Origin of the sequence: uncultured Phascolarctobacterium sp., assembly GCF_905212365.1 — a bacterium.
Lineage (GTDB): Bacteria > Bacillota > Negativicutes > Acidaminococcales > Acidaminococcaceae > Phascolarctobacterium_A.
The window spans coordinates 1-17,048 of sequence record NZ_CAJMEH010000012.1 but is presented as its reverse complement, the minus strand read 5'-3'; the positions used below and the strand labels follow the sequence as shown (position 1 = coordinate 17,048).

Annotated in this window: 16 protein-coding genes and 1 tRNA gene; 11 read left to right on the top strand and 6 right to left on the bottom strand. The window is 50.3% G+C overall.

The annotated features are described in order from the left end of the window. Positions 1–28 precede the first annotated feature (28 nt). Positions 29–1,189, top strand: a complete 1,161-nt coding sequence (gene iadA / locus QZ105_RS03480) for a beta-aspartyl-peptidase (RefSeq protein ID WP_293728464.1) — start codon at positions 29–31, stop codon at positions 1,187–1,189. A 170-nt stretch (positions 1,190–1,359) separates the two neighbouring features. Here iadA and QZ105_RS03475 read toward each other — a convergent pair whose 3' ends face one another. Together QZ105_RS03475 and gluQRS are read right to left on the bottom strand one after the other, a co-directional pair. Further along, positions 1,360–1,578 carry a hypothetical protein gene (locus QZ105_RS03475; protein WP_293728463.1) on the bottom strand — a complete coding sequence of 73 codons (219 nt, stop codon included), beginning with the start codon at positions 1,576–1,578 and terminating at the stop codon, positions 1,360–1,362. Positions 1,579–1,655: 77 nt separating this feature from the next. Further along, positions 1,656–2,654, bottom strand: coding sequence for a tRNA glutamyl-Q(34) synthetase GluQRS (gene gluQRS / locus QZ105_RS03470; protein WP_293728462.1), 999 nt, complete (start codon positions 2,652–2,654; stop codon positions 1,656–1,658). Between the two features lie 251 nt (positions 2,655–2,905). On the opposite strand from gluQRS, the gene QZ105_RS03465 reads away from it, so the two are divergent. After that, on the top strand, positions 2,906–3,487 hold the full coding sequence (locus QZ105_RS03465; RefSeq protein ID WP_293728461.1) for a hypothetical protein: 582 nt from the start codon (positions 2,906–2,908) through the stop codon (positions 3,485–3,487). A gap of 134 nt (positions 3,488–3,621) precedes the next feature. Here QZ105_RS03465 and QZ105_RS03460 read toward each other — a convergent pair whose 3' ends face one another. Continuing rightward, entirely contained in the window at positions 3,622–4,269 is a 648-nt protein-coding gene (locus QZ105_RS03460) for a DUF6198 family protein (RefSeq protein WP_293728460.1), read from the bottom strand. Positions 4,270–4,560: 291 nt separating this feature from the next. Between QZ105_RS03460 and QZ105_RS03455 the strand changes: the two genes are divergently transcribed. The 7 genes from QZ105_RS03455 to QZ105_RS03425 all read left to right on the top strand — a co-directional run bounded on the left by QZ105_RS03455 (position 4,561) and on the right by QZ105_RS03425 (position 12,377). Next, positions 4,561–5,514 (top strand): YybS family protein, encoded by a 954-nt coding sequence (locus QZ105_RS03455; protein ID WP_293728459.1) that lies wholly within the window; start codon positions 4,561–4,563, stop codon positions 5,512–5,514. Between the two features lie 18 nt (positions 5,515–5,532). Beyond that, on the top strand, positions 5,533–7,611 hold the full coding sequence (locus QZ105_RS03450) for a DHH family phosphoesterase (protein WP_293728458.1): 2,079 nt from the start codon (positions 5,533–5,535) through the stop codon (positions 7,609–7,611). Next, the gene (gene rplI / locus QZ105_RS03445) at positions 7,583–8,029 is read left to right on the top strand and encodes a 50S ribosomal protein L9 (protein ID WP_293728457.1); all 447 of its coding nucleotides are present in this window, start codon (positions 7,583–7,585) and stop codon (positions 8,027–8,029) included. The genes QZ105_RS03450 and rplI overlap by 29 nt, the downstream gene beginning before the upstream one ends. 2 nt (positions 8,030–8,031) lie before the next feature. After that, positions 8,032–9,384, top strand: coding sequence for a replicative DNA helicase (gene dnaB, locus QZ105_RS03440; RefSeq protein ID WP_293728456.1), 1,353 nt, complete (start codon positions 8,032–8,034; stop codon positions 9,382–9,384). A gap of 219 nt (positions 9,385–9,603) precedes the next feature. Continuing rightward, positions 9,604–10,896: an adenylosuccinate lyase gene (purB, locus tag QZ105_RS03435; protein WP_293728455.1), complete on the top strand. Its 1,293-nt coding sequence runs from the start codon at positions 9,604–9,606 to the stop codon at positions 10,894–10,896. A gap of 33 nt (positions 10,897–10,929) precedes the next feature. Continuing rightward, the gene (locus QZ105_RS03430; protein ID WP_293728454.1) at positions 10,930–12,219 is read left to right on the top strand and encodes an adenylosuccinate synthase; all 1,290 of its coding nucleotides are present in this window, start codon (positions 10,930–10,932) and stop codon (positions 12,217–12,219) included. Between the two features lie 82 nt (positions 12,220–12,301). Then, positions 12,302–12,377, top strand: a tRNA-Lys gene (locus QZ105_RS03425). A 722-nt stretch (positions 12,378–13,099) separates the two neighbouring features. On the opposite strand, the gene QZ105_RS03420 is transcribed toward QZ105_RS03425, so the two are convergent. The 3 genes from QZ105_RS03420 to thiW are packed head-to-tail and all read right to left on the bottom strand — an operon-like array spanning position 13,100 to position 14,232. Then, positions 13,100–13,435 (bottom strand): metalloregulator ArsR/SmtB family transcription factor, encoded by a 336-nt coding sequence (locus QZ105_RS03420; RefSeq protein WP_293728453.1) that lies wholly within the window; start codon positions 13,433–13,435, stop codon positions 13,100–13,102. A 13-nt stretch (positions 13,436–13,448) separates the two neighbouring features. Further along, positions 13,449–13,736 carry a hypothetical protein gene (locus QZ105_RS03415; RefSeq protein ID WP_293728452.1) on the bottom strand — a complete coding sequence of 96 codons (288 nt, stop codon included), beginning with the start codon at positions 13,734–13,736 and terminating at the stop codon, positions 13,449–13,451. A gap of 1 nt (position 13,737) precedes the next feature. Beyond that, complete coding sequence (gene thiW / locus QZ105_RS03410; RefSeq protein WP_293728451.1) at positions 13,738–14,232, bottom strand: energy coupling factor transporter S component ThiW; 495 nt, start codon at positions 14,230–14,232, stop codon at positions 13,738–13,740. A 161-nt stretch (positions 14,233–14,393) separates the two neighbouring features. Between thiW and QZ105_RS03405 the strand changes: the two genes are divergently transcribed. After that, complete coding sequence (locus QZ105_RS03405; RefSeq protein WP_293728450.1) at positions 14,394–15,536, top strand: CoA transferase; 1,143 nt, start codon at positions 14,394–14,396, stop codon at positions 15,534–15,536. A 69-nt stretch (positions 15,537–15,605) separates the two neighbouring features. Beyond that, the gene (locus tag QZ105_RS03400; RefSeq protein ID WP_293728449.1) at positions 15,606–16,700 is read left to right on the top strand and encodes a M48 family metallopeptidase; all 1,095 of its coding nucleotides are present in this window, start codon (positions 15,606–15,608) and stop codon (positions 16,698–16,700) included. Positions 16,701–17,048: the final 348 nt, after the last annotated feature.

Genomic DNA, 17,048 nt, shown 5'->3' with positions numbered 1-17,048 from the left:
ATTATATTTGAGAAAAGAGGTTTCGGGCATGATTAAGCTTTTAAAAAACGCTGATGTTTACTCTCCCGCATATTTGGGAAAAAAAGATGTTTTGCTGGTCGGCGAAAAAATTTGCCGCATCGACGATAAAATTACAGGCTACGACGAGCTTCCTGACGCAGAGGTTTTTGATTTTAGCGGGAAAAAATTGCTGCCCGGTTATATCGATATGCACGTTCATATTTGCGGCGGCGGCGGTGAAGCAGGGTTTGCTTCGCGTGTGCCGCAATCGCAGCTCAGTGTTTTTTTCAAAAGCGGCATTACCAGCTGCGTCGGACTTTTGGGGACTGATGGCATTACCCGCAGCGTAGAGGATTTGGTTGCCAAGGCTCGCGCGCTTACGGAAGAAGGCATGACCGTTTACACGTTGACCAGCTGCTATCAATATCCGCCTAAAACTATGACTGGCAGTATTGAAAAGGATATAGTTATGCTAACGCCTATGATCGGCGTGAAAATTGCCGTTTCTGATCACCGCAGCTCCAATCCCAGCGGCGACGATTTGATTGCCGTCGGCGTGCAGGCGCGCCGCGCGGGGCTTATCAGCAATACGGCGGGGCTTGTCACGATGCACATGGGCAGCGGCAAGGGCAGGCTAAACCCGCTGTTCGACGCGCTGAAAAACAGCGATATTCCCATAAAAAATTTCTTGCCCACGCATATGCTGCGCTGTCCCGAGCTGATTGCCGACGGAGCCGAGTTGGTACGCATGGGCGGATATATGGATTGCACTGCCGGGTCCGATGCCGAGGAACTGGTGGGAAACACTAAAAAGCTTTACGCGCTGCTGCACATGGAGGGCGTAAGTGCGGATCACGTTACGCTTTCTTCTGATTCCTTTGGCAGTATGCCGAAATTCAACGAAGCGGGCGAATGTATCGGGCTGACTTACGCTTCGCCCAAGCACCTGCATATGACGATTAAGCTTTTGGTGGAAATGGGAATGGAGCTGCAGGACGTAATTCGCTTGCTGACTTCTACGCCTGCCAAGCTTTTGGCTAAAGAAGGCGTTAAGGGCTGCATTGCCGCCGGAGCTGACGCAGATATTCTTATTTTAGACGGTGAGCTGAATATCAATAGCCTTTTTGCCAAAGGGAAAACTGCTATGCTGAACGGCGAGCTGCTCATGAAGGGGCGTTTTGAAGACTAATAGCGAACGTCTTTTGGAACGCCTTGCTGCCTTAAAAGCGAGCCGGCGCTGACCAAGCGCACACGCTATTGTAAACCGGCGCTTGATATGGATGTTAAAGTTGAATAAGTGTGTTCCTGAAAATATAAATGCTCCTGCACATTGCAAAATGGTGCGCAGGAGCATACTTTTTATCTGTATTTATTGGTGTGCTTTTTGCGCGTGTGCTGCTCCCGGTAGTCAGCCTGCACCTGATACACCTGATAAATGTACAGTGCGCATAAAGGAAAGGCAATGATAAGCCCCAGCCAGCGGTTATTTAAAAAGTAGCTGCCGGCCATACCGGCTGCCAGGCTGAGGATTACCACAAAAAGCATATTGACCTTGTACTTCATAAGTAATTTTTTCATAGAGCTATCTTCCTCCTAAATTTTATGTCGTCTGCGGCAGCAGCTGCGGGCGGCTGCCGTTTTATGAATAACGTATTTTATGAGCCTGGCAGTAATTCCCTTGGTACGACGATATTATGCATGGGGATTTTTGCCGGGTCGAAGAAAGCCAGCAGTTCCTGTGCGCTGATGGGTTCAGGCTTAGGCAGCTGTCCGGCTAAGTAAGCTAAAAGGCCGACGATGGGCCGCGGGTCGCCGTATTGCCGCCGCAGCACGCCGATTTCCAAGTCGCCGTCGCGTTTGGCCAGCCTGCGCCCGTCCGGATCCGTCAAAAGCGGAATGTGGCAAAAGTCCGGCGGCGTCAAGCCCAGCAAGCGGTAAAGATAAAGCTGCATGGGCGTGGAGCTTAATAAATCGCTGCCGCGTACTACCTGAGTCACTCCCATTAAAGCGTCGTCCACGGTTACGGCCAGCTGGTAAGCAAAAACGCCGTCGCTGCGGCGCACGATAAAATCGCCGCTTTCGTGAGCCAGATTATAGCTTTGCTCGCCGTAATGCCCGTCGGTAAAGCTAATCGTTTCGTCTTGAACTTTGACGCGGTAAGCGGGACGCCGCTGCTGCATTTTGCTTTGGCGCTCGGCTTCCGTCAGCCGACGGCAGACGCCGGAATACAGTACCCGTCCGTCGCTGAGATGGGGCGCTTCGGCGGCGTGGAGCTCGGCGCGGCTGCAAAAGCAGGGGTAGATTAGCTTTTCCTGCGTCAGCTTATTGAAATATTTTTCGTAAATTGCGGAACGCCGGCTTTGAAAATAATTTTCGCTGCCGACGCCGCTGTAAGCGCCTTCGTCCCAAAAAAGTCCCAGCCATTCCAAATCGCGGGCTAAAGCGTCGGCGTTGGCGCGCGGGCAGCGCTGCGCATCTAAATCTTCAATACGCAAAATAATTTTGCCGCCGCCGCTTTTGGCATAAAGCCAGGCCAGCAGGCTGCAAAAGACGTTGCCCAAATGCAGAAAGCCGCTGGGAGTCGGCGCAAAGCGGCCTCTGGGCGCGTTGATTTTATTTTTTCTTGTCGCATTTTCGTCAGGCAACGGTGTCATCTAAAGCGCATCCTCGCTGAAATATTCGACGGGCGTATTACAGCCTGTATGTTATATTTTAACATATAAGGAGCGGCTTGTGTAAAATATTTGTGATGAAGGTCAAAAAGTCGAAAAGTATGGTATAATGTTGTATACAGCGATTCGCGAGCCGAAGGCGAAGCGAGAGCTGATGTACAACATATGCCTGCGGCGAATTAGAATGTGAAAAGCTTTTCCTAATTGTAAAAGACAAACGAGGTGAGAAACTTATGGAAGAAAGAATTACCGACGGCTTTAAGGATAACGAAAATATTGCCTGGGAAGCGGAAAAAATTTGCCGCTGGGCTGCTGCCCGCGCCGGAGTGATTGTGGTAGCGCCCGTAGTGGGCACGATGGCGCTGATGGCCAACGAGGTTTATATGATTACCCGGCTGGCGGAGCTGCGCGGAATAAAATTGAGCGAAAGCGCCGTGCTGGGCCTTTTGGGTTCCTTGGGCGCGACCTTTGTGGGGCAGACGCTGGTAACGCTGATTCCCTTTGCGCCGGTGCAGATTCCCGTGGGCATTTCCGTGACCTACGCCGTGGGCAAGGTGGCTAACGCTTGGCTGCAGGCCGGTAGGCCGGAGGACGTCGCCGCTTTTAAAGAAATTTTTGACGAGGCTAAGGACGAGGGTATGCGGCGCTTTCAAGAGTTCCGCGACATGGATTGCAAGGATAAGCCCTTGGGCGACGAAAGCAAACGCTTTTCGCTGGACTCGCAGGAGCTTTTCGATAATGTAAGGCGTAAAGCGGACGCGGCGGAATATAAGCTGAGCGACGTGATGCGCAAGGTTAAGGACAGCTTGAAGTGATGGGAAAATTAAAAGCTCTGGCGATACAGCCGGAGCTTTTTTGCAAACATTATTTTCCTATCGCGTTTTGCGATAGGAAACGTTAAGCGCAGACGGTTTTGCGTTTCTAAAAATGAAACGAGGTTTATCGCGCGTCAATTCTTGGGACACCATTTGTCGAAGATATGCAGATGGTTGGCATACAGCTGCACCCAGCGTCCGACAAGAATGGCGGCGGCGATGGTGCCGACGCCTACGCCCTGCATGCGGCCGAACTGGGAGTAGGAAATAAGCAGGCTGATAGTTACCAGCGTAATATCAAAGCAATTTTTGACGACGCTGAATTTGGTTTTGCTGACTAAGGACAGCACCAGTACGATGCCTTCGCCTGCGGCTACGCAGATCTTCGCTTTGATGCACAAAAAGATGCCGAGAGCTAAGACTATCGTTCCTAAAATGCAGTCGAACCATTCCCAGAAAATGTCGGGCGGTGCGACCCATGCTAAAAGGTTCATGGAAAAATCGATACCATAGCCGAAAATAAGCAGCGTAAAAAATTGTCCCAGCAGCTCGCGCCAATAAATTGTGCGCAGCAGGATTGGCTGCACGCCGATGAAAAATAAATTCATAAAAATAGTTATCTCACCCATGGTCCATGGCGTGAACATGCTGGTGACCCAGGGAACACTGGAGATTGGCGAGGTGCCTAAATCGGCTTTGCAGGAAAGAGCGATGCCGACGGTCATGGCAAAAATACCGGCGAAAAACATACAGAAGCGCTGCGGCAGATATTGTTTCTGCATTTTACCAGACCTCCTTTGCTGATAAAAAATAAAAGAAGCATTCGTGGGCGTTGGCAAGTTTAATCGCCGCTTACACAAATGCGTCGCTGTATTTAGTATAGCGCTTGCAAAAATAATCTACAATGATTACAGCCGCGCCGGTCTTATAATAATTTCTGATATTTATAAGTAGCGGAGATTGTCGCTTCCCGGTAAGAAGTGGAGGGAAGCGGCAGCAATTCCTTTACTTTTGCCGCCTTGGTGTAGTACAATAATATATTGAAGTAATATACCTATAAAGGAGGAGCCTTTGTGATTCGGAAAACGTCCGCCATGGTGGAGGCCGGCATTTTAGCGGCCATCGCCATCGTCATGGCTTTAATAAGTATGTATGTGCCTGTGTTGGGCGCGTTCGTTAATTTTTTGTGGCCCCTGCCCATTGTTATCTGCGGCTGCCGCCACGGCTTTAAATGGAGTATAATGACGCTTTTGGTAGCGACGATTATTATCGCTATGATCATCAGCCCCATTAACGCCTTTTTCCTGGCGGCAATTTTTGGCCTGCTGGGCTTGATTTTGGGCGAATGTATGCGCCGCCATCTGCCGCCGATGCAGATGATGCTGTACGGCAGCATTGGCGCAGTTCTGGCGCTGATTATCAATATCGTTTTAAGCTTTTTGGTTTTGGGTATCGACCCCATCGAGATGATTTTTACCTCCTTCCATGAAAGTCTGAACCAGCTGGCGGCTTATTATCGCGAGCACGGCATGGGTGAGGAGGAAATCAAAAAGATTGTGGACGGCTATGCGGAAATGCTGCGCATGATGCGCATTATTATGCCCGGCGCTTTCCTCTTGTGCGCGCCGATTATGGCTTTCGTCAATTATATTGCCGCGAAAAAGATTTTGACTAAGTTGGGCGAAAGCTTTACTGATTTTCCGCCCTTTGTTAAGCTGCAGGTGCCGGGCTGGGTGCTGTGGCCTTACGGTATTTCGCTGCTGGCCGTGACGTATTTTTATCAAACGGACCAAAGCAGCTGGCTGTATACCTTATCCGTCAATGTGCAGACGGTGTGCAGCTTTGTGCTGGTGCTGCAGGGCATCGTGCTGCTGTACTGGTTGGTGGAGGCCAAGGGCAAGCCGCGCTGGTGGGCTAATTTGGCGACGGCACTGTTGTTTGTTATTCCCTTGTTTTCGCAGATTATAGTGTATGTGGGAGCTTTCGATATGGTGTTTGACTTCCGCAAAATTCGCAAAAGATATTAGGATGGGATGTGGCGCTGGATGTTTAACAGATTTAACCGCAATATGAATTCCAAAGTGGATACGAATATTTATCTGCTGCTGATTGTGCTTTTGGCGCTGGTAGTCTGCTACCTGCAGCCCAAGCTCATAGTGCCGGCGCTGCTCATCGTAGGCGTGACCTATTATTTTGGCCGCCGCAATATCATCAATAAGGAAATTTTTTTCAGCAGCTATTTGGATAATATTATCCGCAATATCGAGCGCACCAATCATTTTGCCGTGCGCAAGCTGGATATCGGCATGGCGGTTTTTTCCAAGGACGGCAAGCTGCAATGGAAGAACGAGCTGTTTCAGCAATGGGTGGGCAAAAGAAATCTGGAGGGCAAAAAGCCTGAGGAAATTCTTCCTTTAAAGGAAAACGCCTTTGAAATGCTGTGCGTGCGCGACGGCGAGCAGGTTATTCAAATGGAGGGGCGCTATTACCGTATGAAGTACGCCAGCGTGCAGACGCAGGAGCGGTCGCTGAAAAAAGACGATTTGAGCACCAGCAGCGGCTTGATGATTTATCTGACGGATATTACCGACTTCGAGCTGCTGCGGCAAAAATACCGCAACGATAAGCTGTGCCTAGCTTACGCCCGCTTCGACAATTACGAGGAGGTAACGCGGGGACTGAGCGAAACCAATATCGCCAATCTGAACGGCGAAATTAACGAGCTGCTGAGCAAATGGGCGGCGCAGCATCAGGGCTTTATCTGCCGCATGAATAAGGAAATCAGTCTGTTGGGCTTCACCCAGTCGGCAGTGCTGGATATGATGGAGGATAAATTCACCATTTTGGACCGCATACGCGAAATCCGCAGCGGCAATAAATTTGCGCCCACCTTTAGCATCGGAGTAGCCTGCGACGGCGTAACGCTGGAGGAGCTGGTGCAGAACGCCAACAAAAGCTTGTACATGGCTTTGGGCCGCGGCGGCGACCAGGCCGTGGTAATGAAGGATAAAAATACGCAATTTTTCGGCGGTACCAGTACGGTGGCAGCCAAGAGTACCCGCGTGCGCGCCCGTATCGTAGCGCAGACCATTCGCGAGCAGATGCTACAGGCCGATAGAATTTTTGTTATGGGCCATTATAACGAAGATTTTGACGCTATCGGCGCTACCATAGGCATGGCTAAGCTGGCCTTGTCGCTGAAAAAGGAAACGTATATCATACATAGCGAGCACAGCGAATATTATGACCGTATTGTGGAGGTGCTGGCGAAAGAAGGCGCCGTTTTATCGAATAATCAAACGGAATACCTCAATATAGCGGTTGACAGCGAAGAAGCGCTGCGCTTAGTTACGCCGAAGAGCCTTCTTATTATCGTTGATCACCATCGCGCCGTTTTGTCCGCCAGCCAAAAGGTATTGGAAGCTGTTAAGGCGCGAATTATTATCGACCATCACCGGCGTGCGGAGGATATTATCGGCAATACGGCGCTTCTGTATTTGGAGCCGTCCAGTTCTTCTACCAGCGAGCTGGTAACGGAGCTGATTTGCTATTTTGACGACAGCCTGGATATTCTGCCGTCGGAGGCTACGGCTTTGTATGCCGGCATTGTGCTGGATACAAAGAATTTCGCTGTGCAGACGGGCGAGCGTACTTTTGAAGCGGCTGCGCTTTTGCGCCGCTGCGGCGCTAATCCTACGTTAGTACGGCTGCTGTTTAAGGATAATATGGAAATTGTACAAAAGCGGGCGCGTTTGGTTGCGGAAGCTAAAAAGCCTGTAGATGGTCTGGCTATTTCCGTTTACCGCAACGCGCCGCATGATACAGGTTCTTCTGTAATTGCCGCACAAACGGCTGATACCCTAGTCACTATCGACGGGATAGCCGTAAGCGTGGCGATAGTTGAATATCAAGACGGTTCTTTGGGAGTCAGCGCGCGCAGCGACGGCAGCGTTAATGTGCAGTTAATTATGGAAGAGCTGGGCGGCGGCGGTCATCAGACGGTTGCCGGCGTACAGTTAGCCGATAAGCGCGCTAAGGACATAGAGCCGCAAATTATTGCGTTGGCAAAAAAACAATTAGAGGAGCGAGATAATAATGAAAGTAATTCTGCTGCAAGATGTTAAAAACTTAGGTAAAAAGGGCGATATCGTAGAAGCTGCCGAGGGCTATGGCCGCAATTTTTTGCTGCCGCGCAAGCTGGCGAAAGAAGCTACCGCAGCAAACCTGAACCAGGCGAAGGCCGATAAGGCGACCGCCGCTCACCGTGCCGCACAGGCTAAGGACGAGGCCGTAGTTTTGGGCGCGCAGGTGGAAAAGGTCGTCGTTGTGATGAAGGTGCGCGTAGGCGAAAACGGTAAAATGTTCGGCTCCGTAACCAGCAAGGACGTAGCCGAAGCGCTAATTAAGCAAACCGGCATGAATATCGACCGCCGCAAAATCGAATTGAAGAGCGCCGTTAAGGGCTTGGGCGAATACACCGCCGTGGCTAAGCTGCACACGGACGTAACCGCCGCCTTCAAGGTGCTTGTTGAAGCTGAATAATCATGGAAGAAAGAGTTCCCCCGCAAAATATAGAAGCCGAACAGTCCGTTTTGGGCGCTATGCTCATAGATAAGGAAGCTATTGCCAAGGCTACGGAAATCCTCAGCGCCGACGATTTTTACCGCGAGGCCCACAGAGTTATTTTTAACGCTATGCTGGAGCTGTACAATAAAAACGAGGCCGTGGATATGATTACGGTAACGGATATTCTGCGACGTGATAATAAATTGGAGGATATCGGCGGCATCGCCTATATCACTTCCTTAGCTAATGTGGTGCTGACGGCGGCCAATGTTAAATTTCATGCGGATATCGTAGCGGAAAAATCAGTGCTGCGCCAGCTGGTGCGCGTTTCTACCGAAATTGCGGCCATGGGCTACGAGGCTAACGACGAAGTAAGTACGCTTTTGGATACGGCGGAAAGCCGCATTCTGGAAATTGCCAATAAAAAGAAGCGTTCAGATTTTACGCCGATTGGCGACGTGCTGATGAACGCGGTGCAAAGCATCGAAAAGCTGCTGCAGAACAGGGGCGGCTTAACCGGGCTGCCCAGCGGCTTTAACGATTTGGATAAGCTGACTAGCGGCCTGCATCCGTCGGATTTTATTATTCTGGCGGCGCGCCCCTCCATGGGCAAAACGGCGCTGGCGCTGAATATTGTGCAGAACGTAGCGCTGCGCGCTCACCGGCGCGTGGGCGGCGACCCTAAGAGCGTAGCCTTCTTCAGTTTGGAAATGAGCAAGGAGCAGCTGGTTAACCGTATGCTCTGCGCAGAAGCTAATATTGACAGCCAGCGCCTGCGCGTGGGCGAAATGGCGGATAAGGATTGGGATGCCTTATGGGAAGCCTGCGATGTGATGAGCAAGGCGAAAATTTATATCGACGATACGGCTGGCATTACGGTTATGGATATGCGCAGCCGCGCCCGCCGCTTAAAGGCGGAGCACGGTCTGGATTTGATTGTGGTCGACTATTTGCAGCTGATGCAGGGAAGCGGTAAGCGCAATAACAGCGGCGACCGCCAGCAGGAGGTTTCGGAAATTTCTCGTTCGCTTAAAGCTTTGGCCCGCGAGCTGGACGTGCCCGTTATCGCCTTGTCCCAGCTGAGCCGCAGCGTGGAGGCGCGGCAGGTGAAGCGCCCCATGCTCAGCGATTTGCGCGAGTCCGGCTCCTTGGAGCAGGATGCGGACATCGTGGCCTTTTTGTATCGCGAGGATTATTACAATCCGGAAACTGAAAATAAGCATACGGAATTGATTATCGCCAAGCACCGCAACGGTCCGGTTGATACGGTCAATCTGTTCTTTCATAAGCAATTTACAAAATTTGTCGGCTTTTCCAAACGCGAGGGCTGACTGGCGAAGGGCTGCTGCGGCAGTCCTTTTTGTATGCCAATACTGAAAACACTGCATAATTTCCTAGATAACGTCAAAAAATGTGCAGGGAGCTTGCGCTCATTAGCAGAAAATGATATGATTATTATGTAATAAAATTGCAGTGAAGGGTCTGAAAGTAAAGAGCAGCTTTCAGATGTTTTTTCATGAATAAAAATGTGCTTGGGAGGCATACAGAAAATGATTGATCGCTATACTCATCCTGAAATGGGTAATATCTGGACCCTCGAAAACGAATTCCGTACTATGCTGAAGGTAGAAATACTGGCTTGCGAGGCAATGAACAAGCTGGGTATTGTGCCTGACGATGCGCTGAAGGATATTCAGACTAAGGCTGATTTCCGCCTGGACCGCATTAAGGAGATTGAAGCAGTAACCAACCATGACGTTATCGCTTTTCTGACTAATGTGGCTGAATATGTGGGCGACGCATCCAAATATATCCATAAGGGATTGACCTCCAGCGACGTTAAGGACACGGCTTTGTGCTATATGACCGTGCAGTCCGCTGATTTGATTATGCGTCATCTGGAAAACTTCCATGCTATTCTGCGCCGCCGCGCCGCCGAATTTAAGCATACTGTGATGATTGGCCGTACCCATGGCATTCACGCCGAGCCTATGACCTTCGGTATGAAATTTTTGCTGTGGTCTGCGGAAATCGAGCGCGATATGGAGCGCTTGAAGCAAGCCCGCGAGCTGATGGCGGTAGGTAAGCTGTCCGGAGCCGTAGGCACTTATTCCAATATCGATCCTTTCGTTGAAGAATATGTTTGCGAAAAGCTGAGCCTGAAGCCGGTGCGCCTGGCTACTCAGGTTATTCAACGTGATCGTCACGCTCATTTTATGACGACTCTGGCCATTATCGGTTCTTCTCTGGATAAGATGGCTACCGAAATCCGCAATTTGCAGCGCACTGATATCCGTGAAGCCGAGGAGTATTTTGCTCCCGGCCAAAAGGGTTCTTCCGCAATGCCTCACAAACGCAATCCTATCACCTGCGAGAAGGTCAGCGGTATGGCCCGCCTGCTGCGCGGTTATGCCGTAGCTGCTTTGGAGGACGTAGCGCTGTGGCACGAGCGCGATATTTCCCACTCTTCCGTAGAGCGCGTTATTCTGCCGGACGCTACCATCGCTTTGGATCATATGCTGAGAAAGTTCAGCAATATTATCGACAAGCTGCTGGTATATCCTGACGCTATGATCGCTAATCTGAATAAGACCGGCGGTTTGATTTTCAGTCAGAACCTGCTGATTGCGCTGGTTACCAAAGGCGTGCTGCGCGAGGACGCTTACAAATGGGTACAGCGCAACGCTATGGCCCGCTGGCTGCAGGGCGCAGACTTCAAGACCAATGTGGAGGCCGACCCTGATATTAAAAAGTATTTGACCGATGAGGAAATCGAGCATTGCTTCGATCCTAAACCGATGCTGCGCAATGTTGATCTGATTTTCTCCCGCTTCGGTTTATAATATAAAGGATAAGAAAATAAGGAGTGACTGCTAATGTCATCTGTTATTGTATTAGGCGCCCAATGGGGCGATGAAGGTAAAGGTAAGATTGTTGACTATTTGGCGCAGAAGGCTGACGCTGTCGTTCGCTACAGCGGCGGCTCCAATGCCGGTCATACCGTAGTAGTCAACGATATTCATTATAAGCTGCGTCTTCTGCCCTCCGGCGTATTATTTAGCGACAAGGTTAATGTGCTGGGCAACGGCGTAGTCATCAACCCGGGCGTAGTGCTGGCTGAAATTGCCGGCATGAAGGAAAAGGGCATCGATTGCAGTAATCTAGTTATTTCTGACCGCGCGCATGTGGTACTGCCGTACCATCAGCGTTTGGACGAGCTGCAGGAGGAAGCCTTGGGCAGTCACAAAATTGGTACGACTAAGGGCGGCATAGGCCCCTGCTATATGGATAAGGTGGCGCGCGTAGGCATTCGCGTCTGCGATTTGATGGAGCCGGAAACCTTTGCTGAAAAGCTGAAGGTAAATCTGGAAGCGAAAAATGCCATTATCACGAAAATTTATGGCGGCGAGCCCTTTGATTACGAAACGGTTCTCCAAGAATATTTAGCTTATGCCGAGGAGCTGCGTCCTTACGTAGCCGACACCGGCGTGGTTTTGGATGAACTTTTTGCCGCAGGCAAGAATGTGCTGTTTGAAGGTGCGCAGGCTACCTTCCTGGATATTGACCACGGCACTTATCCTTATGTTACCAGCTCCAACCCGACGGCAGGCAACGCCTGCACCGGCAGCGGCATTGGCCCGCGCTTCATCGATCATGTGGTTGGCGTAGTCAAGGCTTATACTACCCGCGTTGGCGAAGGCCCCTTTATTACGGAGCTGCTGGATACCGACGGCCCCGGCACGCAGATTCGCGAAACCGGCCGCGAGTATGGCACTGTAACCGGACGTCCGCGCCGCTGCGGCTGGCTGGACGCTTTCATGCTGGGCTACAGCGCGCGTCTGAACAGCTTGGATTACCTGGCTATTACCCGTCTGGATATTTTGGATCAAATGCCAAGGATTAAAATGTGCGTAGGCTATAAGATTGGCGGCGAGGTTTTGAAGCGCATTCCTGCAAGTCTGAATGTGCTGGCTAAGGTTGAGCCTATTTATGAAGAGTTCGACGGCTGGATGACCGATATCAGCGGTATTCGCGAATACGATAAGCTGCCGGAAAATGCTAAAAAATATCTGGAGCGTTTAAGCGAGGTTGCCGGCGTAGAGCTGGGCATCGTTTCCGTTGGTCCCAACCGCGAGCAGACCATTGTGCTTAAAGATTTGCTGTAATATTTCCGCAGCAGAAAAATTTTGTTGACAACGGCGGTAATACGCTGTAAAATTATATCGTTGCTGATTTAGCAACTCATGTGATTCACTAGCTCAGTTGGTAGAGCACCTGACTTTTAATCAGGGTGTCCCGAGTTCGAGTCTCGGGTGAATCACCACTTTAGAATTTTCGCGAACACTTGCATATATTTCTGTGTGTGTAGAAATAGCAGGTGTTTTAGTATAATTTAAACGGACTGTAATGGGATAGTTCCCGTTACAGTCTTTTTTTACAATAACATTACGGAGGAGCGCAGACAAAACTTTCTTTTTAGCTGATAATACGCGCGCTTGTTATTTATACAAAAAGACGCAACGCTAAGCGTTACGTCTAAGAGATATACTTATTTTATTATAACCATTATACCGCAAATTTTGCTGCTTGTGTGCAGTACCACTTGTGGAATTTAAAATTTTATTTTTTGGATGGGTGTGATACAATATATCTGCTGTGACTTCTTCCAGCAGGAAGGAGGTGAAGGCGCATTGGAATTTCTCACCATATTCCTAGTATCTGTCGGAGCAAGCATAGCTGCACACTATGTTTGCAAGTGGCTAGACAAGTACTTATAGTTCACAGCTAGCCTAATTAAAATAACCGGGGCTGCCACCCCGGTTATTTCTTTTGCGTGAAAACGCATTTTTTGGAACCACTCACCATTTGGTCACTTACAGTATAGCGCACATTCTGCTAAAATGCAAGCTTTACTTTGGCCGCTACGTTTGCAAATGGCTGGATAGATTTTAGCTCACAGCCAGCTTAAAATCTATCAAAGTATACCACGCTCTCCCTTAAATTTCAAGCCGAGGCTGCTGCCCCGGCGTTTTTGTATTACAGCTTTTATCCCAGCTTATGCTTCACATGATCAAGCGCTTGGTCGAACAGGCTCAGCACGTGGGAATCGTCCAGCGAATAGATAACCTCTTTGCCGTCCTTGGTGAATTTTACTAAATTGGTGGCGCGCAGCAGGCGCAGCTGGTGAGAAATTGCCGAATGGGTCATACCCAGAGCTTCGGCGATACAGGTGACGCACATTTCCTCGTGGGCCAGCAGAGATAAAATTCTGATGCGGGTAGGGTCGCTGAGTACCTTAAAAATATCTGCCATGGGTTGAATATATTTTTCGTCCTCATGCCCCGGCAGGGGCAAGCTGTGGTTATGGATATGAGTATGCATAAAATCACCTGCTTTACTTGTTGCTGTTGCGGAGGCCTTTATTAAAAAAGAAGATCAGGCAGAGATAATAAAAGAAGCCACCGGTAGGAGTTTTATTAGTAAACAAAATAGGAAAGAGAAAAAAGCTGATAAAAAGCAGCAATATTTGGGGCAGGCAGGCGGTAAGACTGCCAAAGCCCGCTTCCCTGAATTTATCTTTGATGCGGCGGGCTGCGAATACGCTGTGACGCGAAGCAAATATACCGAAGCAAAGGCCGCTGAAGCCATATAAAAGATAAGTAATGATTTGACTGAAGCTCATGCTATTTACCTGCCTTGTTGGAGGTCAGCTGGCTCAAAAGGCCGCTTTTCACCAGCAGTCCGGCGATGATGCTGCCGCCGACGGTACTTACTAAAAAGGGCGGAATGAAGAACCAGGCTGCGGCGTTGCTGTTAAGCAGCGAAGCGGCAATAACCCAGGCGAGCAAGCCGCCTAAAATACCGGTGCCAAAAATCTCGCCTGCCATGGCTGCGCCGATATTAGGCCAGCGCTTGTAGGCCAGCCCTGCCAGCAGCGCTCCGACCATACTGCCGGGGAAGGCCAGCAGAGAACCGGTGCCGAACATATTGCGCAGGCAGGAGATGAGAAAGGCGATGGCTACGGCGTAGTCCGGGCCTAAAAGTACAGCGCCCATGACGTTGATGGCGTGCTGCACAGGAAAGCATTTGGAAACGCCGGCCGGAATATAAATAAGGTGCGCGCTGAGAGCGCCGATGGCTACAAGCAGAGCAGCGGAAGTTAATTTGCGAAGCTGCATAAGGATACCTCTTTCTATCAGGCTGAGTGAATTTAATTATAAAAATATTATACCATCTTTATGGGATTTAAGGAACGCTAAAAAAAGGAATAGCGGCTTTTTTGTAGAATAATATAGCGTTAGTAATTTTGCGTTAGCGTATGGTAAATGGAGTGAAGAGAATGAATTTACTGGAAGGCATTAAGGTAGTGGATTTTTCCAAATGGCTGCCGGGACAATATTGCGGGATGCTGCTGGGCGATTACGGCGCCGACGTTATTAAAATAGAAGATTTGGCAGGCGACGCTACGCGCCGTTTCTGGCCGGAAAAAGCGCCGGCCATGAGCTATTGGCATTTGATGCTGAACCGCAATAAGCGGGGCGTGGCCTTGAATATCAAAAAAGAAGGCGGACGTAAAATTTTGCAGGAGCTGTTGGCAGAGGCCGACGTTTTTCTGGAGGGCTTCCGTCCCGGCTATTTGGCGCGCTATGGCTTGGATTACGCCAGCGTGCGGCGGCTTAATCCGCGTTTGGTTTATTGTTCCATTACCGGCTTTGGACAAAATTGCCATAAGCCGGCCCATGATTTGAATGTTATTGGCCTGGCGGGACTGAACAGCCTGGACGATGTGGGCAGCGCCTGCGTCAGCGAGGTGCAGGTGTCGGCCATCGGCAGCGGGCTCAGCGCTTTAAGCGGTATCGCTATGGCCTTGCTGGCGCGGGAGCGTACCGGCGAGGGCCAGCAGCTGGACGTTAATTTGTACGCGACGGCGCTGTCCATGCAGGTGACAGGTATCAGCTCCCTGTGGGGCTGCCGGGAAACGGGCGACAAGCCCTTTGGCCGCACAGCTCATTACTATAATATTTATAAAACGAAGGACGGACGTTACCTGACGGTGGGAACCATCGAGCCGAAGTTTTGGCAGCGCTTCTGCGACCTTATCGGCTGCCCGGAGCTGGGAAAACGGCAGTATGATTTCGCTCATGGCGGCGAGCTGCAAGATTTAGTGGCTGCCAAAATTGCCGGCAAGACGCAGGCTGAATGGCTGGCGCTTATCGGCGGCGCAGAATTTTGCGTGACGCCGGTATGCAGCCTGGACGAAGCGCTGCAAAGCCAGCTGACGCAGCAGGAAAATATTTTGCAGACGGCGGACTGCGACTTAGGCAGACTGCGTTATGTTGGCGGCCCGGTAAAATTTTCTTCGGGCGCAGGCAAAATTGCAAGACGCGCGCCGTTTTTAGGCGAGCATACGCTGGAGATTTTGCAGGAATTAGGTTATGACGAGCAGAGCGTCGGCAAGCTGCGGCAGGAGGGCGCGATTTAGCTGCGCGTCAACGCAGGCTTGGATTTTTGTTGATTTTTAGTTCGTTTATCATGTGAGGAGGTTGGACTTATGCGGCGTTTAGTAAAGCTGTTTATGGCTTTTGTTACGGCTTGCTGCTTTTTTGTAAGCGTGCAGCCTGCGGAAGCGGGGCTTATCAGCCAGCAGCAGGAAATAGAGATGGGGCGCGAAACGGCTCAGGCCTTGGAAGCTAAATATGGGCTTTCACAGGATCGATATTTGCAGGAGCGAGTCGACCGCATTGGCCAGCGTTTGGCGGCGGTGTGCGGACGTACGGATATCACCTATTCCTTTAAGGTGCTAAATAATAATGAGGTCAACGCTTTGGCCTGTCCCGGCGGTTTTATTTATGTGTTCAAGGGATTGCTGGATTATATGCCATCGGATACGGAGCTGGCCGGAGTACTGGGCCACGAGGTTGGCCACGTGGCGAAAAAGCATACGGTTAACTCCATCGAAAAGCAAATGTGGACCTCGCTGATTCTTTTGGCGGCTACTCGCGGTCAGGGCTTGGGCTTAGTGTCGGCGGCGCAGCAGGCGCTCTTTGCCGGGTACAGCCGCACGGACGAACGCGGCGCGGACAAGGAGGGCGTGAACAATACCATTAAGGCGGGTTTTAATCCTTATGCCATGCTGATTACGGTGCAGAAGCTGGATGACCTTTCCAAACAGGGCGGCGCTTCCAATTACGGCTTGTTCAGCAGCCACCCGGAGCCGGAGGAGCGCGTTAAGCGCGTAGTGAAGCAGCTCAAGGCTTACGATATCCATCCCGACGTCACCGTTGTGGACGACGATCACGCGACGGTCAGCGAAGGCGAGTGGACCTTTAATATTACGCAAAGTATTGGCAATACGAAGGCGAAATATCGCGCTTATATGCTGGCCGGAAGCTTGTGGACTGTGCGCCAGCGCGGCATGATAAATCCCAATTATTTTGTGGTGTACGATAACGGCAGTACGGCCGATATTTATTACGACGATATTCAGCTGCTGACGCTATATAATCAGGATGCGGGAGCCTTCGGCAGCGCTGGGGCTTATGCCGGCGCCTGCGCCGATATGCTGAGAGATTGGGCGCAGATAGCTAATGCCAACGATGCGGCTGCTGCGGCTAAGGCTTCGAAGAATAAAAAAGATAAAAAGTAAATATAAAAAGCAGACTGAGATTAAAATACTCCAAAAGCGAAGAAAAGCTTTTGGAGTATTTTTTTGCGCCAAAATCTCTGAACGCCTTACTGACGCACGTTACCCCGAAGCGCGGGAGCGCTTCAAATAAAATCCGCTCAATGCGGATTTTAGGTTGACTGGGGGGGACTTAGGTATATAATAATACATAATATTATTTTGGATAATCATAGAATAATATTTTGCCGAATTTTAGTTTGGAATTTTTCAGCACTGTATGAGATGAGCAAAAAATAGAAAAGCTTTCGTACTCATCGCGAAAATTTTCTTTGGGAATGTGGGTTTATGGAGTTATTGCGTAAGGGAGGA

What these genes read in the sequence shown, in the direction of transcription:
- iadA (WP_293728464.1), top strand. Translation starts at nt 29, where the DNA reads ATGATTAAGCTTTTAAAAAACGCTGATGTTTACTCTCCCGCATATTTG.
- QZ105_RS03475 (WP_293728463.1), bottom strand. Translation starts at nt 1,578, where the DNA reads ATGAAAAAATTACTTATGAAGTACAAGGTCAATATGCTTTTTGTGGTA.
- gluQRS (WP_293728462.1), bottom strand. Translation starts at nt 2,654, where the DNA reads ATGACACCGTTGCCTGACGAAAATGCGACAAGAAAAAATAAAATCAAC.
- QZ105_RS03465 (WP_293728461.1), top strand. Translation starts at nt 2,906, where the DNA reads ATGGAAGAAAGAATTACCGACGGCTTTAAGGATAACGAAAATATTGCC.
- QZ105_RS03460 (WP_293728460.1), bottom strand. Translation starts at nt 4,269, where the DNA reads ATGCAGAAACAATATCTGCCGCAGCGCTTCTGTATGTTTTTCGCCGGT.
- QZ105_RS03450 (WP_293728458.1), top strand. Translation starts at nt 5,533, where the DNA reads ATGTTTAACAGATTTAACCGCAATATGAATTCCAAAGTGGATACGAAT.
- rplI (WP_293728457.1), top strand. Translation starts at nt 7,583, where the DNA reads ATGAAAGTAATTCTGCTGCAAGATGTTAAAAACTTAGGTAAAAAGGGC.
- dnaB (WP_293728456.1), top strand. Translation starts at nt 8,032, where the DNA reads ATGGAAGAAAGAGTTCCCCCGCAAAATATAGAAGCCGAACAGTCCGTT.
- purB (WP_293728455.1), top strand. Translation starts at nt 9,604, where the DNA reads ATGATTGATCGCTATACTCATCCTGAAATGGGTAATATCTGGACCCTC.
- QZ105_RS03430 (WP_293728454.1), top strand. Translation starts at nt 10,930, where the DNA reads ATGTCATCTGTTATTGTATTAGGCGCCCAATGGGGCGATGAAGGTAAA.
- QZ105_RS03420 (WP_293728453.1), bottom strand. Translation starts at nt 13,435, where the DNA reads ATGCATACTCATATCCATAACCACAGCTTGCCCCTGCCGGGGCATGAG.
- QZ105_RS03415 (WP_293728452.1), bottom strand. Translation starts at nt 13,736, where the DNA reads ATGAGCTTCAGTCAAATCATTACTTATCTTTTATATGGCTTCAGCGGC.
- thiW (WP_293728451.1), bottom strand. Translation starts at nt 14,232, where the DNA reads ATGCAGCTTCGCAAATTAACTTCCGCTGCTCTGCTTGTAGCCATCGGC.
- QZ105_RS03405 (WP_293728450.1), top strand. Translation starts at nt 14,394, where the DNA reads ATGAATTTACTGGAAGGCATTAAGGTAGTGGATTTTTCCAAATGGCTG.
- QZ105_RS03400 (WP_293728449.1), top strand. Translation starts at nt 15,606, where the DNA reads ATGCGGCGTTTAGTAAAGCTGTTTATGGCTTTTGTTACGGCTTGCTGC.